Annotated in this window: 23 protein-coding genes; 5 read left to right on the plus strand and 18 right to left on the minus strand. The window is 67.7% G+C overall.

Features of this window, described 5'->3' with window-relative positions:
• Both VKI00_RS02320 and VKI00_RS02325 read left to right on the plus strand, forming a co-directional pair.
• Positions 1-286: DUF1416 domain-containing protein (locus VKI00_RS02320; protein ID WP_324435015.1), on the plus strand; the 286-nt coding region annotated here is incomplete at its 5' end.
• A gap of 154 nt (positions 287-440) precedes the next feature.
• Entirely contained in the window at positions 441-1112 is a 672-nt protein-coding gene (locus VKI00_RS02325; protein ID WP_324435017.1) for an FABP family protein, read from the plus strand.
• Between the two features lie 271 nt (positions 1113-1383).
• Here the strand turns inward: VKI00_RS02325 and VKI00_RS02330 are convergent, their stop codons facing one another.
• Positions 1384-2244 (minus strand): aminodeoxychorismate lyase, encoded by an 861-nt coding sequence (locus tag VKI00_RS02330; RefSeq protein ID WP_324435123.1) that lies wholly within the window; start codon positions 2242-2244, stop codon positions 1384-1386.
• A 58-nt stretch (positions 2245-2302) separates the two neighbouring features.
• Between VKI00_RS02330 and VKI00_RS02335 the strand changes: the two genes are divergently transcribed.
• Positions 2303-3397 carry a folate-binding protein YgfZ gene (locus tag VKI00_RS02335; RefSeq protein ID WP_324435019.1) on the plus strand — a complete coding sequence of 365 codons (1095 nt, stop codon included), beginning with the start codon at positions 2303-2305 and terminating at the stop codon, positions 3395-3397.
• A 146-nt stretch (positions 3398-3543) separates the two neighbouring features.
• Complete coding sequence (locus VKI00_RS02340; protein ID WP_324435021.1) at positions 3544-3720, plus strand: DUF3073 domain-containing protein; 177 nt, start codon at positions 3544-3546, stop codon at positions 3718-3720.
• 64 nt (positions 3721-3784) lie between these two features.
• On the opposite strand, the gene purM is transcribed toward VKI00_RS02340, so the two are convergent.
• The 3 genes from purM to VKI00_RS02355 all read right to left on the minus strand — a co-directional run bounded on the left by purM (position 3785) and on the right by VKI00_RS02355 (position 8230).
• On the minus strand, positions 3785-4879 hold the full coding sequence (gene purM / locus VKI00_RS02345) for a phosphoribosylformylglycinamidine cyclo-ligase (protein ID WP_324435022.1): 1095 nt from the start codon (positions 4877-4879) through the stop codon (positions 3785-3787).
• Positions 4880-4937: 58 nt separating this feature from the next.
• Complete coding sequence (gene purF, locus VKI00_RS02350) at positions 4938-6512, minus strand: amidophosphoribosyltransferase (protein WP_324435024.1); 1575 nt, start codon at positions 6510-6512, stop codon at positions 4938-4940.
• A 158-nt stretch (positions 6513-6670) separates the two neighbouring features.
• Complete coding sequence (locus tag VKI00_RS02355) at positions 6671-8230, minus strand: NAD(P)/FAD-dependent oxidoreductase (RefSeq protein ID WP_324435025.1); 1560 nt, start codon at positions 8228-8230, stop codon at positions 6671-6673.
• Between the two features lie 123 nt (positions 8231-8353).
• On the opposite strand from VKI00_RS02355, the gene VKI00_RS02360 reads away from it, so the two are divergent.
• Positions 8354-8953 (plus strand): TetR/AcrR family transcriptional regulator, encoded by a 600-nt coding sequence (locus tag VKI00_RS02360; RefSeq protein WP_324435027.1) that lies wholly within the window; start codon positions 8354-8356, stop codon positions 8951-8953.
• Here the strand turns inward: VKI00_RS02360 and VKI00_RS02365 are convergent.
• From VKI00_RS02365 to VKI00_RS02430, 14 genes are all read right to left on the minus strand, one after another.
• Entirely contained in the window at positions 8950-9342 is a 393-nt protein-coding gene (locus VKI00_RS02365) for a sterol carrier family protein (RefSeq protein WP_324435029.1), read from the minus strand. The genes VKI00_RS02360 and VKI00_RS02365 overlap by 4 nt on opposite strands.
• A gap of 122 nt (positions 9343-9464) precedes the next feature.
• The gene (locus VKI00_RS02370) at positions 9465-10085 is read right to left on the minus strand and encodes a V-type ATP synthase subunit D (RefSeq protein WP_324435030.1); all 621 of its coding nucleotides are present in this window, start codon (positions 10083-10085) and stop codon (positions 9465-9467) included.
• On the minus strand, positions 10085-11482 hold the full coding sequence (locus VKI00_RS02375) for a V-type ATP synthase subunit B (protein ID WP_324435032.1): 1398 nt from the start codon (positions 11480-11482) through the stop codon (positions 10085-10087). Before VKI00_RS02375 ends, VKI00_RS02370 begins: the two co-directional genes overlap by 1 nt.
• Positions 11479-13206, minus strand: a complete 1728-nt coding sequence (locus VKI00_RS02380; protein WP_324435033.1) for a V-type ATP synthase subunit A — start codon at positions 13204-13206, stop codon at positions 11479-11481. The genes VKI00_RS02375 and VKI00_RS02380 overlap by 4 nt, the downstream gene beginning before the upstream one ends.
• Positions 13197-13721: a hypothetical protein gene (locus VKI00_RS02385; RefSeq protein ID WP_324435035.1), complete on the minus strand. Its 525-nt coding sequence runs from the start codon at positions 13719-13721 to the stop codon at positions 13197-13199. Before VKI00_RS02385 ends, VKI00_RS02380 begins: the two co-directional genes overlap by 10 nt.
• Positions 13718-13936 carry a hypothetical protein gene (locus tag VKI00_RS02390; RefSeq protein WP_324435037.1) on the minus strand — a complete coding sequence of 73 codons (219 nt, stop codon included), beginning with the start codon at positions 13934-13936 and terminating at the stop codon, positions 13718-13720. The genes VKI00_RS02385 and VKI00_RS02390 overlap by 4 nt, the downstream gene beginning before the upstream one ends.
• A 1-nt stretch (position 13937) precedes the next feature.
• Complete coding sequence (locus VKI00_RS02395; protein WP_324435039.1) at positions 13938-14363, minus strand: ATP synthase subunit C; 426 nt, start codon at positions 14361-14363, stop codon at positions 13938-13940.
• Positions 14357-15745, minus strand: coding sequence for a V-type ATPase 116kDa subunit family protein (locus VKI00_RS02400; RefSeq protein WP_324435041.1), 1389 nt, complete (start codon positions 15743-15745; stop codon positions 14357-14359). The genes VKI00_RS02395 and VKI00_RS02400 overlap by 7 nt, the downstream gene beginning before the upstream one ends.
• Before the next feature lie 58 nt (positions 15746-15803).
• On the minus strand, positions 15804-16727 hold the full coding sequence (locus VKI00_RS02405) for a hypothetical protein (protein ID WP_324435043.1): 924 nt from the start codon (positions 16725-16727) through the stop codon (positions 15804-15806).
• Positions 16724-17182, minus strand: coding sequence for a hypothetical protein (locus VKI00_RS02410; protein WP_324435045.1), 459 nt, complete (start codon positions 17180-17182; stop codon positions 16724-16726). Before VKI00_RS02410 ends, VKI00_RS02405 begins: the two co-directional genes overlap by 4 nt.
• Before the next feature lie 392 nt (positions 17183-17574).
• On the minus strand, positions 17575-18138 hold the full coding sequence (locus VKI00_RS02415) for a CPBP family intramembrane glutamic endopeptidase (protein WP_324435124.1): 564 nt from the start codon (positions 18136-18138) through the stop codon (positions 17575-17577).
• Positions 18139-18225: 87 nt separating this feature from the next.
• Positions 18226-19923, minus strand: coding sequence for an alpha/beta hydrolase (locus tag VKI00_RS02420; RefSeq protein WP_324435047.1), 1698 nt, complete (start codon positions 19921-19923; stop codon positions 18226-18228).
• Positions 19920-22214, minus strand: coding sequence for a phosphoribosylformylglycinamidine synthase subunit PurL (gene purL, locus VKI00_RS02425; protein WP_324435048.1), 2295 nt, complete (start codon positions 22212-22214; stop codon positions 19920-19922). Before purL ends, VKI00_RS02420 begins: the two co-directional genes overlap by 4 nt.
• Positions 22215-22271: 57 nt before the next feature.
• Positions 22272-22622 (minus strand): VOC family protein, encoded by a 351-nt coding sequence (locus tag VKI00_RS02430; protein WP_324435050.1) that lies wholly within the window; start codon positions 22620-22622, stop codon positions 22272-22274.
• Between the last annotated feature and the right edge of the window lie 44 nt (positions 22623-22666).

The raw sequence follows: 22666 nt of genomic DNA on the forward strand, positions 1-22666 counted from the left end.
GCAAGGACAGACGTTGCCGGCCAGCGTCGACCTGGAAAAGGAGACGGTGATCACCGGTCGGGTCGTCGACCGAGACGGCCAGGCCGTTGGCGGCGCGTTCGTGCGCCTGCTGGACTCCTCCAACGAGTTCACCGCCGAGGTCGTCGCGTCAGCCACCGGCGACTTCCGGTTCTTCGCCGCACCCGGGTCCTGGACGCTGCGCGCGCTCTCGGCGGCAGGTAATGGCGACGCGGTGGTCAGCCCGTCGGGCGCGGGCATCCACGAGGTCGACGTCAAGATCGCCTGACCGGCCTCCCCGGCCAGCCGCAGCATCACCTACGACTAAACTCGTTGCCGTGGTTTTGTTCTTCGAGATCATGCTGGTCGCGGCGGTCGTGGCGATCTCCTGGTTCGCGCTGTACACGCTGTATCGGCTGATCACCGACGAGTCGTGACCGCGCATGACCTCCAGCGCTGAGGCCGGTGACGAGCCGGTCCTTCCGCCCGGTTCCGCGGACCGTGCCGTCGCCGCCGCCGCCCAACGCGCCAAGGTGACCGCGACCCGCAACATCCCGGTCTTCGACGATCTGCCCATCCCCGCGGACACCGCGAACCTGCGCGAAGGCGCCAACCTGAACGACGCCTTGCTGGCGCTGCTTCCCCTGGTCGGCGTCTGGCGGGGCGAAGGAGAGGGCCGCGGAGCCGACGGCGACTATCGGTTCGGCCAGCAGATCGTCGTCTCGCACGACGGCGGCGATTATCTGAACTGGGAAGCCCGGTCCTGGCGGCTCACCGATGCGGGCGACTACCAAGGACCCGACTTGCGTGAAACCGGTTACTGGCGCTTCGTGACCGACCCCGACGACCAGACCGAGTCAGAGGCCATCGAGTTGCTGCTGGCGCACTCCGCCGGTTACGTCGAGCTGTTCTACGGGCGGCCGCTCAACCAGTCGTCGTGGGAATTGGTCACCGATGCCCTGGCCCGCAGCCGGTCGGGTGTGCTGGTTGGCGGAGCCAAGCGGCTCTACGGCATCGTCGAGGGTGGCGACCTGGCCTACGTCGAAGAACGGGTGGACGCCGACGGCGGCTTGGTGCCGCACCTGTCGGCGCGGCTCTCGCGGTTCGCCGGCTAGCCCCGTAGCGGTTGCGGCAGAGGGTGTTTAGGCTCGCGGGCCAGACCTCTAGAAATGGGCAGCCCCCGAGCCGTAGTTCCTGGTTGGACAGACCGGAGGCTCGGGGGCCGGGTGGCTGCGGGGAATTCGCCAGCGCGCGCAGGTGATTCCTCGCCCGGTACTGCTAGCGGGCAGCCACCTCACAAGTCCATAAAGCTATCAATTTCGCGGACCACCTCCTTCCCTGTGTACGGCCGACCGTACTCGCTCAGCGGTGCGCCGACAACCGATTTCAGCGATCGCTGACAATGGCGGCGTCGACAAGTCCGGCGAACTCCGCCGCCATCGCAGCGCGCGGCACCGTCCGGCCGTCGAGCGTGTGGACCCGCGCCGCCAATGTCATGCTCGATACCAACCAAATACCCTGCGCTGCAAACAGATCAGCCACACGGAGCGCGCGGTAGTCGCAGTCGTAGCCCTTGGCGCGGGCGACGCCGAACAGCGCCTGCTGCGTGGTGCCGCGCAGGATCGGATACCACGGCGGCGGGGTCAGCAGGCACAGGTTGTCGCCGCTACCGACAGCGATCACCACCGTCGAACGGGGGCCTTCCAGAACGTAGCCGTCCGAGCTGATGAAGATGACATCACCGGCGCCCTGCCGGGCGGCATGGCGCAACGCGGCCATATTGATGGCGTAGGACAGCGTCTTGGCACCGGCCAGCAGCCACGGCATCGCCTCGACACCGGTCGCGGGCAACTCGCGGGGCAACGTCACCGCGGCCACCCCGTCGCGACGGGCGGCGGTTATCCGGTCGGCGATCGGATTGACCGTGACGTAGGCGGTGGGCGTCGACCCGCGTTCCCGGCCGCGGCTGTAGACCAAGCGCATCGCACCCTCGTCGGCGGTGTCCACCGTCCACTGTCGCGCTGCCAGATCGATCGCGTGCCGCCAGGCCGCCAGGTCCGGCTCCGGCAAATCCAGCAGCTTGGCCGAGTGGCTCAGCCGGCCCAGATGTGCCTCCACCAGGCACGCGCCGCCGTCGCGGACCAACAACGTCTCGAATACGCCGTCGCCACGCACCGCAGCGAGGTCATCGGCGAACAGCAGTGGCGTCCCCGGCGGATGCACCTCGCCGTCGAGCGTCACGATCACGCCCGGGTGGCCAGTCATGGAGGAAAAGACTAGCCCTGTGGACCCGTAGAGTTGGTGTGTGTCCGCTGTTCCCGTCCCCGAAACCGGGCCCGACGCCGGCGCGATCTGGCATTACGGTGATCCGCTGGGCGAGCAGCGTGCCGCCGAAACCGACGCAGTGCTGGTCGATCGCTCGCATCGCCGGGTGCTCACACTGACCGGCGCCGACCGGCAGACCTGGCTGCACAGCATCTCGACGCAGCACGTCAGCGAGCTTCCCGACGGCGCAAGCACGCAAAACCTCAGCCTGGACGGGCAGGGCCGGGTCGAAGATCACTGGGTTCAAACCGAGCTCGGCGGCGTCACCTACCTCGACACCGAACCGTGGCGGGGCGAGCCGCTGCTGGAATACCTGCGCAAGATGGTCTTCTGGTCGGATGTGACTCCCGCACCGGCCGACCTCGCCGTGCTGTCGCTGCTGGGGCCGCAGCTGGCTCAACCGGCGGTGCTGGACGCGCTGGGACTGGACGTGTTGCCCGCCGAGATGACCGCGGTGCCGATGAGCGGTAGTGGCTTCGTGCGTCGGATGATCGGGGCGCGGGAGGGCCAGTTCGAGCTGGACGTGTTGGTCGACCGACGCGATCATGCCGACCTACAGCGTCGGCTGACGCAGGCCGGGCTGCGCCCGGCGGGAGTGTGGGCCTACGAGGCCCACCGGGTGGCGGCCGTGCGCCCACGGCTCGGCGTCGACACCGACGAACGCACGATCCCGCACGAAGTGGGTTGGATCGGCGGTCCAGGGCTGGGCGCCGTCCACCTCGACAAGGGCTGTTACCGCGGGCAGGAGACCGTCGCACGGGTGCACAACCTGGGCAAACCGCCCCGCATGCTGGCGTTGTTGCACCTGGACGGGTCAGCGGATCGGCCCGCTACCGGCGACGCGGTGCTGGCCAACGGTCGCGCCGTGGGCAGGCTTGGAACCGTCGTCGAACACGTCGATCTCGGCCCGGTGGCGCTCGCGCTGCTCAAGCGGGGAATACCGGCCGAGATCGCCTTGATCACCGGCGGCGACGCCGAGGTGCCCGCGGCGATCGACGCCGATTCGCTGCCGCCGCTCGACGGGCCGGGCGCCGGACGGGTGGCCGTCGAGCGGCTCAGGGGAACGGCGCGATGACCGTCAGCAGGGCGTGCCGCACAGGGCGCGGGGCGCAACAGCAGACAGCCAACGGGCACGGTAAGCTGTCGGCAGGACAATAAAGACAAAAGATCGGAGCCGCCTACTTGTTGGGCCGCTCCGTTATTGCGCGAGGGGGTTCCCCCATGGGCCGCGGCCGGGCTAAGGCGAAGCAGACCAAGGTTGCTCGTGAACTCAAATACAGCTCCCCGCAGACCGATTTCGAGCGGCTTCAGCGTGAGCTGTCCGGGACGGGCGAAGACGACGCCGACCAGGCGGACGGCGAAGACCCCTGGAGTGGCGAAGACAACTGGCGCCGCTGACATCTGATTTTCCGGCTCCAGCTGCGGCCATTTCCGGGCCGCATTGTTCGGCTCAAGCTGATTTCTAGAACCGTGGATGCTGCCCGACGAGCTTGGACCGTGGGCCTTCCTTGCCGCCCTTGTTGATTGCGCCGATCACCCAGCAATCCAAATGCCGGGCAGTCAAAATCGCCAAGGCCCGGTCGGTGTCCTCCGGCGCCACCACGGCGATCATGCCGACGCCCATGTTGAAGGTTTTTTCCATCTCGGCGCGGGAGACGCGGCCGCGCTGGGCAATCATCGCGAACACCGGCGCCGGCGTCCACGTTCCGCGGTCGACCTCGGCTACCAGCCCATGCGGGATCACGCGTTCCAGGTTGCCGGCCAACCCGCCACCGGTCACGTGGCAGAACGTGCGGACCTGAGTTTCGGCGGCCAGCGCCAGACAGTGTTTGGCGTAGATGATGGTCGGCTCGAGTAACTCTTCGCCCAGCGTGCGGCCGAACTCTTCGACGTAACCGGCCAGGTTGCCCCGGTCGATCTCCAGCAGAACCTTGCGGGCCAGCGAGTATCCGTTGGAGTGCAGACCCGATGACCCCATCGCGACAAGGACGTCCCCCGGCTTGACCCGGTCGGGCCCCAGCACATCGTCGGCTTCAACCACGCCGACGCCGGTGGCCGAGATGTCGTAGTGATCCGGTTCGATCAGCCCGGGGTGCTCGGCGGTTTCGCCGCCGAGCAGCGCACAACCCGCGCGCATGCAGCCTTCGGCGATACCGCCGACGATCGCGTTGAGCCGCTCCGGCACGATCCGGCCCAAGGCGATGTAGTCCAGCAGGAACAGCGGCTCGGCGCCGCAGACAACCAGGTCGTCGACCACCATTGCGACCAGGTCCAAACCAACGGTGTCGTGCTTGTCCATCGCCTGCGCGACCGCCAATTTGGTGCCCACCCCGTCGCTGGACGCGGCCAGCAACGGTTCGCGGTAATCGCTACGCAGCGCGAACAATCCGGCGAATCCGCCAAGCTTGCTGCGCACCTCGGGCCTGGTGGCTTTCGACGCCAGCGGCTTGAACAGTTCGACGGCGCGGTCCCCGGCTGCGATATCCACTCCGGCCGATGCATAGGTGACGCCGGAGGCGGCCGGGTCTTTTCCGGACTTCTTTGTAGGGTCGGCCATTGTCGATAAAGGCTACCGGTCAGCGCCGAACACGGGTATCGGCTACCTGTCCGCGGGGCTACGGGTGGCGCAGAACGGAGGCCTGCTCCGCCTCCGGGGATATTTCGCCGGCCGCGATATTGGTTTGGGCGGCGGCCTGCTTCGCTCCCCGCGCGGTGGTGGCAAGCATGTGCTCGATGACGTTTTTGCCCAGTGCGGTCTCGCTCGGCAGCTCGATCGGATATTTCCCTTCGAAGCAGGCCGCGCAGAGCCGCGAGGCGGGTTGCTCGGTCGCGGCGATCAGACCCCGCAGCGAGATGTATCCAAGCGTGTCGGCGTTGATGGCATGCCGCACCGCCTCGAGCATCTCGTCTTCGTCCTCGACGGCGTTCGCGATCAACTCGGCCGGCGACGGAAAGTCGATGCCGTAGAAGCACGGCCATTTCACCGGCGGCGAGGCGATGCGCACATGCACCTCGACGGCGCCGGCCTCGCGAAGCATCCTGACCAGGGCGCGCTGGGTATTGCCCCGCACGATTGAGTCGTCGACGACGATGAGACGCTTGCCGCGGATGACCTCTTTGAGCGGATTGAGCTTCAGCCGGATGCCGAGTTGGCGGATGGTCTGCGACGGCTGGATGAAGGTGCGCCCGACGTAGGCGTTCTTCATCAGGCCCTGCCCGTAGGGGATGCCGGCCTCCTGCGCATAGCCGACCGCGGCGGGGGTGCCGGACTCCGGAACGCCGATCACCAGGTCGGCGTCGATCGGGCATTCACGGGCCAGCCGACGGCCGATCTCGAGCCGTGCGCCGTGCACCGACCGGCCGGCGATCGTGCTGTCCGGTCGCGCCAGGTAGACGTACTCGAAAATGCAGCCTTTGGGTTCGGGGTTGGCGAACCGGGTCGACCGGACCCCGTCGGCGTCGATGGCCAGGAGTTCGCCCGGCTCGATGTCGCGGACGAACGAAGCGCCGACGATGTCCAGCGCGGCGGTTTCCGACGCCACCACCCAGCCGCGATCCAGTCGTCCCAGGGACAGCGGCCGCACACCATACGGGTCGCGCGCGGCGTACAACGTGTTCTCGTCCATGAACGTCAGACAGAACGCGCCACGCACCGTCGGCAGCAGTTCCAGCGCAGCCTGTTCCAGAGTGGAGTCGGCGGCGCCGTGGGCGAGCAGCGCGCCCAGCATGTCGGAGTCTGTGGTCGCCGCGAAAGCCCCCCGGGTGTTCATCAATCCCGCCTCGCGGGCACGGGCGACGAGCTCGGCGCTGTTTACCAGATTGCCGTTGTGCCCCAAGGCAACTCCGGTGCCGGCCGCTGTGTTGCGGAACACCGGTTGTGCGTTCTCCCAAGTGGTTTGGCCGGTGGTGGAGTATCGGCAGTGCCCGATCGCGACGTGGCCCTCCATGGCCGCCAAGGTTTGCTCTTCGAAGACCTGGCTGACCAGACCGAGATCTTTGAAGACCAACACCTGCGACCCGTCCGCGACTGCGATGCCGGCGGCCTCCTGGCCACGGTGCTGCAACGCATACAGCCCGAAATAAGCGAGTTTGGCGACCTGTTCGCCGGGGGCCCATACGCCGAATACACCGCATTCTTCGCCAGGCGGGTTCTCCAGGTTTTCTGCGGGCACTGGCTGCTGGGCGGTCACGATGTGGCGGCTCCCTGGGAGGCGATTGGTGACGCAATGCAGTTTACGGAAACACCGGTCGTGTGACCGAATCGGTCGGGCGTGTTGCGCTACCTCGTAACCGCTTTTCCTGGCGTTTCATTCCCACAGGGTGTCATCAGTCACACATGTCACAAGTCTCACAGATCGTCGAGCACCGCGTACGCGGCGTTGTAACCGGGGGTGAAGGTGATGCCCGGCCCGCCGTGACACCCGGCGCTTGCCAGATACAGCCCATGGACCGGAAGCGGAAGGTCGATGAAGCCCTTAGGTCCGGGCCGGTTCGGTCCCATCAAGTCCGGGTGCAGCAGGCCGTGGCAGAAATCGCCGGACGGGGCGCCGAACATCGTCTGCATGTGATACGGCGCGAAGGTGATATGCCGGATGACGATGTCGCGGAAGTTGGGCGCATAGCGGGTGATCTTGTCGATAACCCGTTGCGCCATCTCGTTTTTCAGATGCCCGTGCTGATCGCGGCTGGCCTCGACGGGAAACGCATAGGCATATGCGCTCGCGGCATGCTTGCCCGGCGGGGCCAGTCCGGAGTCCATGCAGGACGGTATCTGCATGCCCAGCGATGGATTGTCGGGCACCAAGCCGCGGGTGCACATCTCCCACTGGATTTGCTGCTCCTCGGGTGAGCCGAAAATCCCGATGGACTGCTGCATGCCGGGTTCGTTGAGCAGCTCGTAGGGCGGCGCGAACTCCGGCAGGCCGTCGAGAGCGAAATGCATTTGGACGAACGCGGCACGGTGGTCGCGACCGCTAAACCGCGCGGTCAAGTCCGAGGGCAAATGCTCCGCGCCGACGAGGTCGGTGAGGGTGAGATCGGGCGAAAGGTTGGACACCACCACCGGTGCGCTGATCGTGGACCCGTCACGGAGTCGTATGCCGGTGACCCGGTCGTTTTCGACGAGGATCTTCTCGGCTTTGGTCCGGAAGCGGATCTCGCCGCCAAGGGAGATGAAGAGTTCATGCAGGTGTTCGGTGAGCGCGCCGATACCGCCTTCGAGCTTGGTCATCATCGCGGTGCTCTCGTCGGGCACCGCCAGCGCAAAGGCCAGGCAGGTGGCACTGCCGGGGGTGTACGGCCCGCGATAGGTGGAGTTGATGGCCAGAAACGCCAGCATCCCGCGCATGATCGCGTGCTTTTCTTTGTCCGGCAGGTAACGGTCGATGGCGTCCATCGCCGAGCCGAACAGCATTTGATGAATGGCCGTACGTTCGGCCTCGGTTGCTGCGCAGGCATACATCTCATCGAGCGTCTTCGGTGGCGTGCGCACCTCAAATCGGCCCAGCGCTTTTGCCGGCCCCTGGCTCCAGCCGATCAGCTCGGCCATGCCCATGATCGCGTCGGCGCCGTGCTTCTCGCCGAGATGCGTCATCAGCCGCATCGGATCGCGGTAGAAGATCATCGGTTCCTCACCGGACTCGCCGATATTGACCGACATGACTTCGGCGTCGACGGTCGGAAGAGCATCCAGGCCAAGCTCTTTGGTGATCTGGGGGGCGGTGGGGAACTGCACCGATCCCGCGATCTCGTAGCGGAATCCGTCGATGAGCTCGACCGTCGCGGCCATTCCACCGCTGTAGGTGTTGGCCTCCAGGCAGAGCGTGCGCAGGCCCGCACCCTGCAGGATGGCTGCCGCCGTCAGGCCGTTGTGGCCGGCGCCGACGACGATCGCGTCATAGTCCGTCATGGCTGGGATCCCTTCTCAAGGCCACCGCCGGGCCCGCGCACACAGCAGAATATGTCAGTACTGACATATTAGGAAGATGTCAGCACTGACATCTTTCGGCGATTCGAGATAGCATCTGGCGCGATGACCGAGCCGATCAACCTGCATGAGCTACGCCGGCGATCGACGCACGAGGCGTTGCGTCGGGTGGCGCTGGCGCAGTTCGCCAGCAAGGGCTTTGCCAATGTGACGGTGACGCAGCTGGCCACCGAGGCCGGCGTCACCGAGCGCACGTTCTTCCGGCACTTCCCCAGCAAGGAAGCGGTCCTCTTCCAGGATTACGACACCCACCTGGAATGGCTTGCCGAAGCATTGGCGCAGCGACCCGCTTCGGAGTCGCTGTTCGATGCCGTGTTGGCCAGCGTCGTGAGCTTCCCGCACGATGTGGAGGTGGTTCGCCAGGCCGCGATCGCTCGGTCGACACTGATATCCACCGAGCGCATCGCCGCATATTTGCGCGTGGTGCAGTCGTCGTTCGCCGAGGTTCTGACCGACTTCATCAAGTCCCGCTACGCCGGAGTTCCCAACCTCGACCTCGTCGCCGAGGTCGCGGGAGCCACCCTGGCGGCGGCTCTTGTGGTAGCGGTGCAGAAGTGGGGTGACGACGGCTGTACCGGCGACCTGGGTGAAATCGTTGCTGCCAGTGTCGATCTGGTGCGTTGCGGGCTTGCGCCGCTGGCCTAGCCGGCCAAGCGCACCAGCGGCAGCCAACTTTCGATCTCGCCGGCCCGAGATCCGGAGAGACGCAGCGCGCCCGCGGCGCTGGCAGCCGTCACCCTCAGCAGTCCGGTGGCCAGCAGCAGCCACGTCCGAGGATCGGTCTCGACCACATTGGGCGGTGTGCCTCGGGTGTGCCTCGGCCCGGAAATGCATTGCACCGCGACGAATGGCGGAACGCGGACTTCGACGCTGGCGCCCGGCGCTTGCGCGGCCAACGTGCGCGCGGTGAGCCGAACCGCCGCCGCCAGGTCCGGACGACTGGGAACCGAACGGGAGTCGTCGCGTAACCAGTCCTCGACGGCCCGGACCGCCTCGCGGGTCTTTGCCGGATCGGCTCTACCACGGGCGGCCATACCTTAGAGTCTCAGAACCATGGATCGCCCCGCCGGCCACCGTACAAGATTGCCGGCCTGGCGATGCCCCTCGTCATGGCCCTGATCGGTTCTCGGACCCTTCACCAGTGCCGCTGCGCCTGTCAGGGCTCTAAGCCGCGCTGACGGCCGACGAGTCGCACCCGGATCGCGCCGTCCCGATCCTCCTCTTCCAGCTCTAACTCGATGCGGGCCAACTCCTGCCGTAGCAGAGGTAACCAGTGTCGGCTCAGGGCGCGCACCCGCAGCCGGGTGGTGTGAACCTCTTGCTCGACGGTTCGGAAAGCCGCTTGCGCCGCAGCGCATTCGGCGGCGGCGACAACGGCTGCTCGATATGCCCGCGCCGCCTGAACAGACGCCGAGGTCGGGTAGACAACGGCCGGATCGCTTTCGGACGGCAATACGCAGACGGCGGCGTCGGGGTAGCGCACCCCGGCGGTGACGGCCCACTGCACGGTGACCGATGCCGCCGCGGTGGTGACGGCCAGGTCGATCCCGTTTTGGCCGCCTATCAGCATCGCGCGCAGCCCCCACATATCGGCCTCGCGGTGGGCCTGCTGCCAGTTGTGGCGGCTTTGTTCGGCCTTGCGCTGCAGCTCTTCTTGCAGCGCGGTCAGCAAGTGCAGCTTCTGCTCGAGCAGCGTCACCCCCCGCTCGGCGAGGTCGAGCCGGTTCAGCACCCATAGTCGGCCCATCCGCCCCGGGGGACGCGACAACGGCGCCATCACCCCCCCTGCACACTGTCGGGCCGGTATGCCTCAAGCAGATCGGAGGGCAGCATCGACAATTCACTGCGCGGCAACCGTGCGAGTACCTCCCATGCCCGGTCGAGGGTCTCGTCGAAAGGTCGTGCGGCGTCGGGACGTTGACTGACCAACTTCGCAGCGAAATCGTCCTCGAACAGCAGATAGCTGCGGTCGGTGGCGGTTAGGGCGTCGGGCCCGATCAGCTCGGCCAACGCGCTTACCTGCCGTGCATGCGCCAACGACGCGAGCAGCTGAGCCGCCACCGGCAGGTGATCGTCGCGGGTTCGGCCAGCCCCAGCGCCGCGGCGCATCAGCCGCGAGAGCGACGACAAGGCGTCCACTGGCGGGTAGATGTTGCGCAGATGCATCTGCGCGGAGAAGATGATCTGCCCTTCAGTGATGTAGCCGGTCAGGTCCGGCACCGGGTGGGTGATGTCGCCGCCGGGCATCGTCAACACGGGCAGCACGGTCACCGAGCCGGGCTGTCCGACGATTTTGCCGCACCGCTCGTACAACGACGCCAGGTCACTGTAGAGATAGCCCGGATAGGCACGCCGCGCCGGCATTTCACCGCGGGCTGCCGAGATTTCCCGCAGCGCTTCGGCGTAGCTGGTCATGTCGGTCATGACCACCAACACGTGCCGCGATGTCTCGAACGCCAGATGCTCGGCGATCGTCAGCGCAATGCGCGGGGTGAGGATCCGCTCGATGACCGGGTCGTCGGCGGCGTTCAGCAACAAGACCAGTTCCCCCGCTGCGGCTCGTGATTCGAGCACATTGCGGGCATAGGCCACGTCGGCGTGGGGAAGCCCGATGCCGGCGAACACCACGCTGAACGGCTCGCCGCCGGCACTGGCCTGCGCGGCGATCTGACACGCCAGGCGCAGGTGCGGCAACCCGGGCAACGAGAAGACCGGCAGTTTCTGACCCCGGACCAGGGTGGTCAGCGCGTCGATCACCGATACGCCGGTCAGCACCGGCTCCGAGGGAGCCTCGCGTTGCATCGGGTTGAGCGGGTCGCCGTTGACCGGCACCCGTTGTGCTCCGCTCACCGGCGGGCCGCCGTCGATCGGTTCGCCGCGGCCGTTGCAGGCGCGGCCCAGCCAGGCGGTTCCCACCGGGATGCGCAGCGGTTCGCCACTGAACCGGTATGCGGCCCCTGCCGCGTCCATTCCCGACGTGCCTTCCATCACCTGCACGAGCGCCACGTCGCGGTTTACATCGAGCACCAGCCCGTGCCGCACCGAGCCGTCGGCCAGCGTGATGACGACGTACTCGTCCCACCCCACACCGGCGACACCACCGACCACGGCCAGTGGACCGCGCAACTCACGCACGCCGCGGTATTCCACCCATCGCGGCCACGAGTGGCTCATCGCGGCAGCTCACGCAGCGTCTCGACGATCTCGTTGCGGCGCTGGACTGCCAGCGCCGTGTCATCGGGTCCGCTGTCGTCGCGGGCGCGGATCAGCTTGCCGAAGTCGGTCTCCTCGATCAGCTGCGCCGCCACACCGCCGGCAACCAGTTCACGGCAGGTGTCGATTACCGCCAACGCCGCGTCGACGAGCGCCGCGGTCTTCTCCGGTCCGCAGTGCGCGTCGTTGGGGTTCTGGGCATTCTGCTGCAACACGGTTTCCCGCAGCAGCCGGCCGGCCACCAGCACCATCCGCTCGCTGTCGGGCAGCGCTGTCACGCCGACCAGCTCGGTGAGCGCGGCCAGGCGATCGGACTCGGTCAGCAGATCCAGCACCCGAGCGCGACGGGCAGACCAGCCAGTGTCATCGACAACAACGCGGGCGGTGCCAAGCGCTTCGGCGTCACGGGAAAACGACGCCGACCACGACACCGCAGGGTAATGACGCGAGTAGGCCAGGTCCCGGTCCAGAGACCACCGACAGCGCACGAACCGCTCAGTGTGCACGGTGACCGGCTCGGACAGGTCCCCACCGGGTGGCGACACCGCTCCCAACACCGTCACCGATCCGGTATCCCCACCGAGGGTGTCGACGTATCCCGCACGTTCGTAGAACGCCGCGAGTTCGGAGGACAGGTTGGCCGGATAGCCCTCCTCGGCGGGCAGCTCCCCCAGCCGAGATCCGAACTCGCGCAATGCTTCTGCCCACCGCGAGGTGGAGTCGGCGATCACCACGACGTGATAGCCCATGTCGCGGTAGTACTCCGCGACCGTGACACCGGTGTAGATGCAAGCCTCGCGTGCCATCATCGGCATGTTTGAGGTGTTGGCGATGATCACGGTGCGGTCCACCAGCCGCCCGCCGGTGCGCGGATCGCTCAACTCACGCATGTCGGCAACGATCTCGGCCATCTCGTTGCCGCGCTCACCGCAGCCGACATACACGATGACGTCGGCGTCGCACCACTTTGCGATCTGTTGCAGCAGAACCGTTTTGCCGGTACCAAATCCGCCCGGCACAGCGGCGGTGCTGCCCCGGGCGATCGGGAACAGCAAGTCGACCACCCGCTGGCCGGTGGTCAGCGCGACCACGTCGTCGCGTCGACGGCGATAGGGTCGTGGCTGCCGCACCGGCCACTGCGCCGCGATGGCCACCGGCTGTCCGCCGACTGTGGCGATCGCCTCATCGGCGGCGTAATCACCAGCGGCGGCAATCCAATCCAGCGTGCCCGATATCCCGGCGGGAACCTGCACACGGTGTGGCACTGATCCGGTGCGTGGCACCACGCCAAGCACGGTACCGGCCGTCAGCTCGGCGCCGATAGTCGTGCTCGGCTCGAAATGCCATGTCGAGTGGTCGATTTCATTGTCATGGCCGGGTGTCAACCAAGTTGGCGCGGTGTGCAGGGGCCGCAGCAACCCGTCGAACACCCCGCCCAGCAGCCCGGGTCCCAGCGACGCCGACAATGGGCGACCCAGCGCGACGACGCCGGCGCCGGGCCCCAGGCCGCCGGTGTACTCGTAGGCCTGCACCGTCACCTGCTCACCGCGGATCGCGACCACCTCGGCGGGGATTCGCTCGGTTCCCAGCGTCACCAACTCATGCATCGCCAGCGCGGCGGCGACGTCGATTTCCACCAGCGGCCCCGATACCCGCACCACCCGAGCCATGTCCCCTATGACCACGGCTCATCCACCTGCGCAGTCGTGTCGTCGAGCACCCGCGCAGCAATGCCGGCCAAACTCAGGTCCATGCACCGCTGACCGGCCTCGGCCACCACTCCACCGGTGGGGTGTTCGCGCAGCTGCGCGCCGGCGCCCAGTGTCGCCTGCGCGGTGGCCCGCAGGGCGGCAGCCCAATGCGGGTAGGCGGGGTCCTCACGCAGCCGCAGCACGGCCTCGGTGCCGCGCCGACACCACCGCTGGTAAATGTCGCGTTGGGCCGCGAGCACCGCACCGCGCAGCTCCCGTTGCAGCGCCGCCCGTCGCTGGGCGCTCACCGTTTCCGCGGCGGCCCGCCCTGCGGCGCGGGCCGCTTCGGCCAGCTGTGCGGCTTGGTTGCGGGCCGCAGCGAGAACGCGCTCGGCTTCCTGCTCCGCTTCGGCGATTTCGCGTTCGGCGTCAGCCCGAGCGCACTCCAGCAGGTGCCGTCGCACCGGCTGCAGCGCGGCCACCGCCTTCTCGGTATTCAGCGCGCTCATGCGGGCATCACCGCGGTCAGCGGGTCACCCTCGCTCAGCCGGTCGCCCAACGCGTCAGCGGCCGCCGCGGTCAGGATGACCAGCGTTGTGCCGGACGGCAGACCTTCCCATGCCCGGCGCACCTCGTCCGGGCCCTGGGCAGACATTGTTGTCGCGCCCGCCATCGCATAACCGGCCACTAACGCCGGTTCCCCGATCAGGACGACGGCTCCCACGTCACGCCCGCTGGATCAAGATGACCGCCACGACCAGCCCGTAGATGGCGATGCCCTCGGCCAACCCGACGATCACCATCGCCCGGCCGAACAACTCTGGCCGCTCGCTCAGCGCCGCCAGCGCCGCCGCACCGGTATACGCCACAGCGATCGCCGCGCCGATCGACGACCCCGCGACCGCGATCGCCGCGCCCAGCAACGCCGCCCAGTTGCTGCTCGCGCTACCCGGCCCAGCCGCCGCGGCCGTTTCCGCTACCGCCGGCCCAGCAGTCAACGCCTGCACCAGCACCACCAGCGCCGCCACCGCCACCACCGCATTGACCGCCCAGAACAGCCGCACCGCCAGCCGGCCCCGGCGACGCAAGAGCATCAAGCTGACCGCGAATCCGGTGATCAGCGCCGGTGAAGCGATAACCCAGGTCAACATGCCGCCTCCATTTCGACCACCGGGACCGTCCAGGGCCGGAACGGCCGACCCTCACCGATGAATACCCGCGAAAACAATTCATAGAATTCCAGCCGCAGCGCCTGCACGCCTGCCACCAACGCCTCCAGTGCGAACGCCACCGCGTTGCCCACAACGAACAGCACCACCGCCCCCGCCGCGCCGATCCAACTGTGCGCCCACAGTGCCGTCGTCCCGCGCCACACCACCCAGCCAAGCGCGGCGTGAGTCATCCCGAACGCTGCCAGCCGGGTGAACGAGACCAGGTTGGACCCGAGACGCACCATCAAATCCAGACCACCGATCGCGGCCTGCAGCACTCCGCCCGCGCCGCCACCGGACTCCGCATACAGACCGATCAGCGCCAGCAGCACACCGACCGCGCACAGCAGTAGCCCAGCCGCCACCAGCACCCGGGAGCCGATCATGTAGCCCCCCAGCACCACACCGGCGCCAGCGAACACGGTCGCCCCGGCAATCCCGGACGGCGCGTAGACGGCCAGCTGGAACCCGCCCTCACGCCAGCGGTTGATTGCTCCCACGGTGTAGGCGGCTCCCAGCAACACGGCCCCGACCGCTAACGCAACCAACAGCAGCCGCATCGGATCATCCAGCGGAGCCAGCCATACCACCGGCACCAGCCCGGTCGGGCCGAAGCATTCCCCGTACAGGACCCCGAAGACGCTTGCCGCGATCCCGGCGCCACCGACGAAACTCCACATCGGCCGCAGCGACGGGAACCGGCGGATCCAGCCCAGCCTGATCATGACCGCAGCTGCCACCAGCAGCAGTCCGTGGCCGACGTCACCGAACATCATCCCGAACATCACCGTGTAGGCCAGCCCGGCCCACACGGTGGGGTCGATGTCGTGGTATGGCACGGTGCCGTAGGTGCGTACCAGCGCCGAGAAGCTGCCGGAAAGCGCCGGCCTGGTGTCGAGCAGCGTTGGCGGATCGATCCCCCGCGGGGTGGGTAGCGGCACTGCCGCCGCGCCGCCGTTGTCCAGGCGCGCGCGCAGCCTGGGTAGCTGGTCGGCCGGGCACCAGCCGGCGACCGCTACCACCTCACGGCGGCGCACTGCGGCTGCGGCGTACCGCTGCAGCTGCGACTCACCCGCCAGCAGGTCCGCGCGCCCAGCATGCTCCAACTCGGTGACGTCCGGCGCGGCGGCTGACAACATCACCGTCGCGCCGCCGTGTCCCGATTCCGGGTGCGCGCCCATCCGCTGTAGCGCCTGCGCCGCCTGACCCGGTGCGCGGCCATTGTCGGCGGGTTCGTCGAGCTCGACGCTGCCGGATCCGGCCACCACCACCAGCACATCGCGCAGCGTGTCCGCCTGTGTGACTACCGCGATGCGCTGCATGCGAGCGGGTGTAAAACGCCGCGCGAAGGCACGCAACCGTTCAGGCCGTTCAGCCCGTTCAGGCGATGACATCGTAGACGTCCATCGGGCCGCCGCCACGCGACGCCAGCGCCACTGCAGCGCAGCACCGCCAGGCGTCGGCGGCCAACACCGCGACCGCGCCGATCGTCCGGGCCCGAGTGAACTCGCTGCCGCCGAGCATGGTCAATCCGTCGGCTTCCACCCGCGCCCACCAGCGAGCCTCCGCCGTCCACAAGCCGTCGGCCGCAGTGATGCCGTCGAGCAACCAACGGAACCGCATGGCAAGTGAATCGGCGAACGAGGCCAGGTTGCCGGCCGCCGTCGCGGCCGCACCCAACACCACGCGGGTGCGGATCCGCAGCGGCTCGGGCAACTCACGCTGTTCCACCAACCTACGACGCGCCACCGTCAAGGCCAACCGCGTGTACGCCCAATTGCGCGCCTCGGGGACCGCGTTGGCGACCCGTGCCGCCCAACCGATCTGCACCGCCAGTGCGATGTCCGATGGTGATTCCGATCCCGGGTCACCCCACGTCGTCTGGGCCAGGGTGTCCCGGAGCTGCGCCAGCGAGGAGGTCTCGCTTAGCCGCGACCACGCGGTAGCCAGTGCGCCCAGCGTCTGGGGCGTGCGGGCTGGCGCGCCCGCCAACCGCCGGGCGTGAGCGGCTATGTTGCCGGCTTCGAAGCCGGCGGCCAGCGCGCGAATGGCCTGCGCACCTTCCGCCGGTTGCCATCCGGCCAGCACACGCAGATGCCACAGCAGTGCGGCGCACACCGCATGATCGGTGTCCGGTGCGGGCTGCCCCACGGTGATGTCACGGCCATACGCGGTACCAGCCAACGCGTGCTGAGCATCGGTCAGGGAGTTCATCGCCGCGAGGGCCCGGGCGCGCCGCACACCCAGCCGCCGGTTGAGCAGGGCTTTCGCCCGCACGTTGCCTGCTACCCACTGGGCGCTCACTGATCGCTCTTCACCGTCGTGGGGCGGACGAGGGCATCGAGCCACTCCCGCGCTTGAGCGGCAACGGTGTCGGCGTCATCGGCTAACCGCTCGTCGGACCGCTGGTGCACCCGGGCGATCTCGGCCTCCGTCCGGCGTCGCATGTCGTCCTCGTCGGCGCCGGCTTCGCGCAGCGCGTCCGCCTCCGATCGGGCTCGCACCGTCTCGGAGTCGTCACGGGCTTTCGCCATGAGTTCGGCCGCCTGCCGGTGGGCGGCGCGGCGAATCTCCTGCGCCCGATCGGCGGCAGCCTGCCGCGTCCGCCCTGCCTCCTCTTGCGCATCGTCCAGGAGCGCCAGCATTTCGGTGAGTTCAGCCGCGGCGTCAGCGCTGCGATCCGCTGGAATGCCGGGGCGGCCCGCGGCACCCGGTGTGCCGGCTGGACGGAAGCGGTCCAGAATCTGCCACTGCGGCACCGCACTCCTCCTAACGGGCACTTTAGGCTGGAAGACGTTGCGCGGGAGATGTCTTCGGCGTTCGGCGCAGAAGTCGCCAGCCGACGTGCGCTACCCACCCGCAACCCAAATGTTTCAGCGTCCAGGCTAATAGAGGCTGGCTAATAAAGTGCAGAGTCCAATGGCCCTACTGCGGATTGGCCTTAGATTCGTGCCTTCCGGTGAGCAACCCCCTTTCAAAAAACCACCTTCACACATATATCCAGCAGTTGTGCCGGGAGGAGTCGTCCCACCGTCATCCCAACCACTGTTCGCAACGTCGGCGTCAGCCATGCCGGACCTGGCTTTCGTTCGCCAAGGTGTGCCGCAACGAAAAAGCGTCCGGTGGTGAGCTCCGCCAAGCCGTCGGGGCACTATGCATTGAACCGCCCTCGCGACCGCCGCTGGATGGTCAGCGCCGCCGCCGCGGCGGACTCGTTGATTGCCAAGTGCGCCAGCATCGGCGCACTGAGGCTGCCGGAATGTTCGGCCAGCCAACCGAATATCCAGCCGGCGCCGCCGGTGGCCAGGACCGTGGGCAGCACGGGCTCACCGGTGGCGCGCGCATCAGCGATATGGGACAGGCCGAACGCAATAGCCTGCAGCAGCCGAGCACCGGAGGCACCGTAAACACGGCCGGCGACGGCGGCCAGCGCGGCGCGGAATGCCGCCTCCTCGGCCCACACCGTGCCCAGCGGTATCTGCAACGCCAGCCAGGTCGACGCCGACGTGGGCAGTTCGCGCTTGGCCATCGAAACTCGCACGGCCGGAACGGATGTCGTTGCGACGACCGCGGCCGCCGCAGCCGATCCTACGGCCAGCCCCAGCCGCACACCGGCCCACAGCCGCGGCGGGCGCAGGCCCATCGGCGCTCCCGTCAGCAGAACCAGCAACCCGGCGAGGCCGGCCTGCAGCGGCACCCGCCCCCGGGCGGGCATCCGCGGACTGACAAAGCTCCAGCCGACCAGCACGGCGGCCAGTCCGAGCGGCTTCAGACGACGAAAGTTATTGTGCTGCACTCTATTTTACGCTTTCAGCGCGGCACGGATGCGCTCGGTGTCGGCTGCTGTCCAGCCGTCCGGCGGAGTCACCGCTGCCCAGCCATCCAGAATGTCGTTGCTGTAGTTGTGGCCGTGCCCGCCGGGAACGCCCTCGGCGTTGGTCAGGTCGGCGCTGACTTGCCAAAAGGTGACAATCGGATAGCAGCGCATGGCCGCGCTCCGGTCTCGGCCGCGGGGTTCGACGAGCAAGTCCGGCCGGCCGAACAGCAGATCGGGTGACCACCAGACGACGGGGTCGGATGGGTGCTGCAGGAAAAGCACCCGAGTGCCCAGCCATGGCGGCCCTGAAACGTGGTGAACGTCAGCCGGATCGATGGCTTCGGTGAACCGCACCGTTCGCCCGTTGTCGTAACGCGGCTCTACCTCGGTGGTGTGCGGGTCGCGCCGCACGATCAGCGCATGCCACAACGGGCTGGCTTGTGGTGGCCCAACCCAGAGCACCGCACCGAAGCCCATTTGGCGGATGTCGGGCAGCCATCCGAAAGCGGCCTGGCCGGCCATCGAACCCAGGCTCTCGCCGTACAGCACCAATTTCGGCCGGTGGTCGGGCGGCAGTTGTTGCCAGCGCTCGTGAATGGCTTCGATCAGCATTCGGCCGGAATCCATCGACTTCTGCCGGTCGGCCAAAAACGAGATCCAGCTCGGCAGAAAGGAGTACTGCATACCGACGATCGCGGTGTCGCCGTTGTACATCATCTCCAGCGAACTCGCCGCCACCGGGTCGATCCAGCCGGTGCCGGTGGTTGGCGCGATCACCAGCAATTTTCGGGTGAACGCGCCGGTGCGCTCGAGTTCGCCGAGGAGCACGGCCAACCGGCCCCGGTCGTCGGGTGCGGTATGCAGCCCGGCATACACCCGGATCGGTTCCTTCGCGGGCCTGCCGTTGAGCCGGGCCAGGTCGGCTGCGTGTGGGCCGGTTGCGACGAAGTCGCGGCCCTGATATCCGAGCGACTCCCACGGCGCCAACGACGCTGGGCTGCCCGACTTTTCGCGAAGTAGCGGCTGCGAGATGCCGGCGGGGGTGGCGGAATCGCGCGGCTGGAAGACCGCGCTGGCGCCCGCGAAGAATCCGCGGACCAGGACACCGTCGAACAACATCGCCAGCAGCGCGACGACGATCGCCGTGCCGATGAACAGCGCGACCTCGTCGTGCAGGTGCCATCGCCTGATCAGCATCCGGGCCAGCAGCTTGACGGCGTCGATGAGTACCCGGGATGTCGACACCAGCAGCGCGCCGACAACGACGGCGACGACCAGCGTTCGCAGGTAGCCCAGCGTGGTCGGGCCCTGGACGCCCATCAGCGCGGACACCTGCCGCTGCCAGGAGGCGGCCGGGATGAGCATCAGCACACAGGCTGTCGGCGCAATCACGACGACAGCCGCCTTCATCCAGAACAGCACCCGCGCCGGGGGTGGCCACCAGTGGGCACCCCGCAGCACCACACGGTAGGCCGCCTTGCCGATCAGCACGCCCAGGCCGTAGCCGAACGCGCCGTTGACACCGCCGATCAGCCCCTGGAACACCCAGTCGCGCGGCAGCAGCGACGGCGTCAGCGACAGACAGAAGAACAGCGCGCCGAACGCGACCCCGACGAATTTCAGCCGTAGCAGGCTCCACGCCCACACCACCAACGGATGTCGTTGGCGCGGTTCGGTATTCATTTCAGGAGTGCGGCCAGCACTCCCTCGGACGTGCTGCGCAGCTCCGCCAGGGGAACGGTGAACAGACCCTGAACCTCCACCGCGTCCGAACCCTGGTCGACGACACCGATGCGGGTGGCCGGCAGGCCCCGCGCCTCACACATCGAGCGGAAGCGACTCTCCTCGGTGCGCGGCACGGCTACCAGCACCCGACCCGCCGACTCGGAGAACAGCATGACGAAAGGGTCGGCATCCTCGGGAAGCACGATACGACAACCTGTTTCGCCGGCAAGCGCCGATTCGACCACGGCTTGCGCCAGTCCGCCTTCGGACAGGTCGTGGGCCGCCGACACCAGTCCATCGCGCGAGGCCGCGCTCAGCACATCGGCCAACAGCCGTTCGCGAGCCAGGTCCACCCTAGGCGGCAGCCCGCCGAGGTGGTCGGCGGTGACTTGCGCCCAGACTGATCCGTCGAATTCGTCACGGGTCTCGCCGAGCAGCATGAGCGTCTCGCCCGGCTCGGTGCCCATCGCCGTCGGGATGCGCCGGGCGACATCGTCGATCACGCCCAAGACGCCCACCACCGGGGTGGGCAGGATCGCCGTCGTGCCGGTTTGGTTGTAGAAGCTGACGTTGCCGCCGGTGACCGGAATACCCAGCGCCGCACAGCCATCCGCCAAGCCACGTACCGCCTCGGCGAATTGCCACATCACCCCGGGGTCTTCGGGTGAGCCGAAGTTGAGGCAGTTGGTGACCGCGACCGGAGTCGCGCCGGTGACGGCGACGTTGCGGTATGCCTCGGCCAGCGCGAGTTGGGCGCCGGTGTAGGGGTCGAGCAGCGTGTAGCGGCCCGACGCGTCGGTCGACAGCGCGATTCCGCGGCCGGTGGACTCGTCGACGCGCAGCACGCCTCCGTCCGCATGTTCGGCCAGCACCGTGTTTCCGCGCACATAGCGGTCGTATTGCTCGGTGATGAACGAACGGCTGCACAGATGCGGACTACCAAGCAGCGCAAGCAAAGTCGTGCGCAGCTCATCGCCGGTAACCGGTCGGGGCAGGCTGCTCGCCCGGTCGGCGTTCAACGCATCCTGGGTATCCGGGCGAGCGACCGGACGGTGGTAGACCGGGCCCTCGTGGGCCACCGTTCGGGGCGGTACGTCGACGACCGTCTCGCCGTGCCAGGTGATCCGCAACCGGTCACCGTCGGCGACCTCGCCGATCGTGGTGGCCAAGACTTCCCACTTGCGGCACACCGCCCTGAAAGCGTTGACGTTCTCCGGGGCGACGACCGCACACATCCGTTCCTGCGACTCGCTACAGAGCACTTCGGCCGGCGTCATATTCTTGGTGCGCAGCGGAACAGTGTCCAGCTCGATCACCATGCCGCCGTCACCGGCAGACGCCAACTCCGAAGTCGCACAGGCTATTCCAGCGCCACCGAGGTCCTGGATGCCGATCACCAGGCCTTCGGCATACAACTCCAGACAGCACTCGATGAGCACCTTCTCCATGAACGGGTCGCCGACCTGGACCGACGGCAGCTTTTTGCGCCCCGATCCGGACTCGTCGCCGCTGAACGTCTCCGACGCCAGCACCGACACACCGCCGATGCCATCAAGCCCGGTCCGCGCCCCGAACAGGATGATCTTGTTGCCGGCGCCGGAAGCGAACGCAAGATGGAGGTCTTCCTGCCGAAGCACGCCCACACACAGTGCGTTGACCAACGGGTTGCCGCCGTAGCAGGCGTCGAAGACGGTTTCACCGCCGATGTTGGGCAGGCCCAGTGAGTTGCCGTAGCCCCCGATACCGCGCACCACGCCGTCGAGCACGCGGCGGGTATCCGGGGCGTCCGCGGCCCCGAATCGCAGCTGGTCCATCACGGCCACCGGCCGGGCGCCCATCGCCATGATGTCGCGGACGATGCCGCCGACCCCGGTGGCGGCGCCCTGGTAGGGCTCGACGTAGGACGGGTGGTTGTGCGATTCCACCTTGAAAGTGATCGCCCAGCCGTCGCCGATGTCGACCACACCAGCGTTCTCCCCGATACCGGCCAGCATCCCGGCCCGCATCTCGTCGGTGGTGGTCTCACCGAAATACCGCAGGTGGACCTTGGACGACTTGTAGGAGCAGTGCTCGCTCCACATCACCGAGTACATGGCCAGCTCGGCGTCGGTCGGCCGGCGGCCCAGGATGTCGCGGATCCGCTGGTATTCGTCGTCTTTGAGGCCCAGTTCGCGGAACGGTTGCGGCTGATCAGGGGTGGCTGCGGCCTGCTCGACGGTATCGACCGCTTGAGTGAGCCCGGACGTCACGGGGACAGTCTAGTTTGACCGCCCCGCGACCACCGACGACACGAGCTGGCAGGCGAGCTACTGGCTGCCCGCTACGCAGAACGCGTTGCCCTCGGGGTCGGCCAGCACCACCCAGCGAAAGTTGTCGCCGACGCTGTGCCGGCCGACCTCGGTGGCGCCGGCGGTGGTGAGCCGCGAGACTTCGGCATCGACATCAGTCGCACCGAAATCCAGGTGGACCCGGTTTTTGCCCGGCGTGGGATCGGCTACCTTCTGAAAGCCGAGCCGCGGCCCTTGGGGCCGGCTGACCGCGATGAATTCGCCGGGGATCAGCTCCTGGGTCTTGCCATCGAAATGGTCGGCCCACCAGCCGGCCAGCTTGGCAGGGTCGGTGCAATCGAACGTCACCATCTCCGTCGTGAGTGTCATACCGCCGACCATAGGCCCGCACTCCGACAAAAAACGATGACCTC

This window comes from Mycobacterium sp., from assembly GCF_035314665.1.
Classification (GTDB): Bacteria; Actinomycetota; Actinomycetes; order Mycobacteriales; family Mycobacteriaceae; genus Mycobacterium.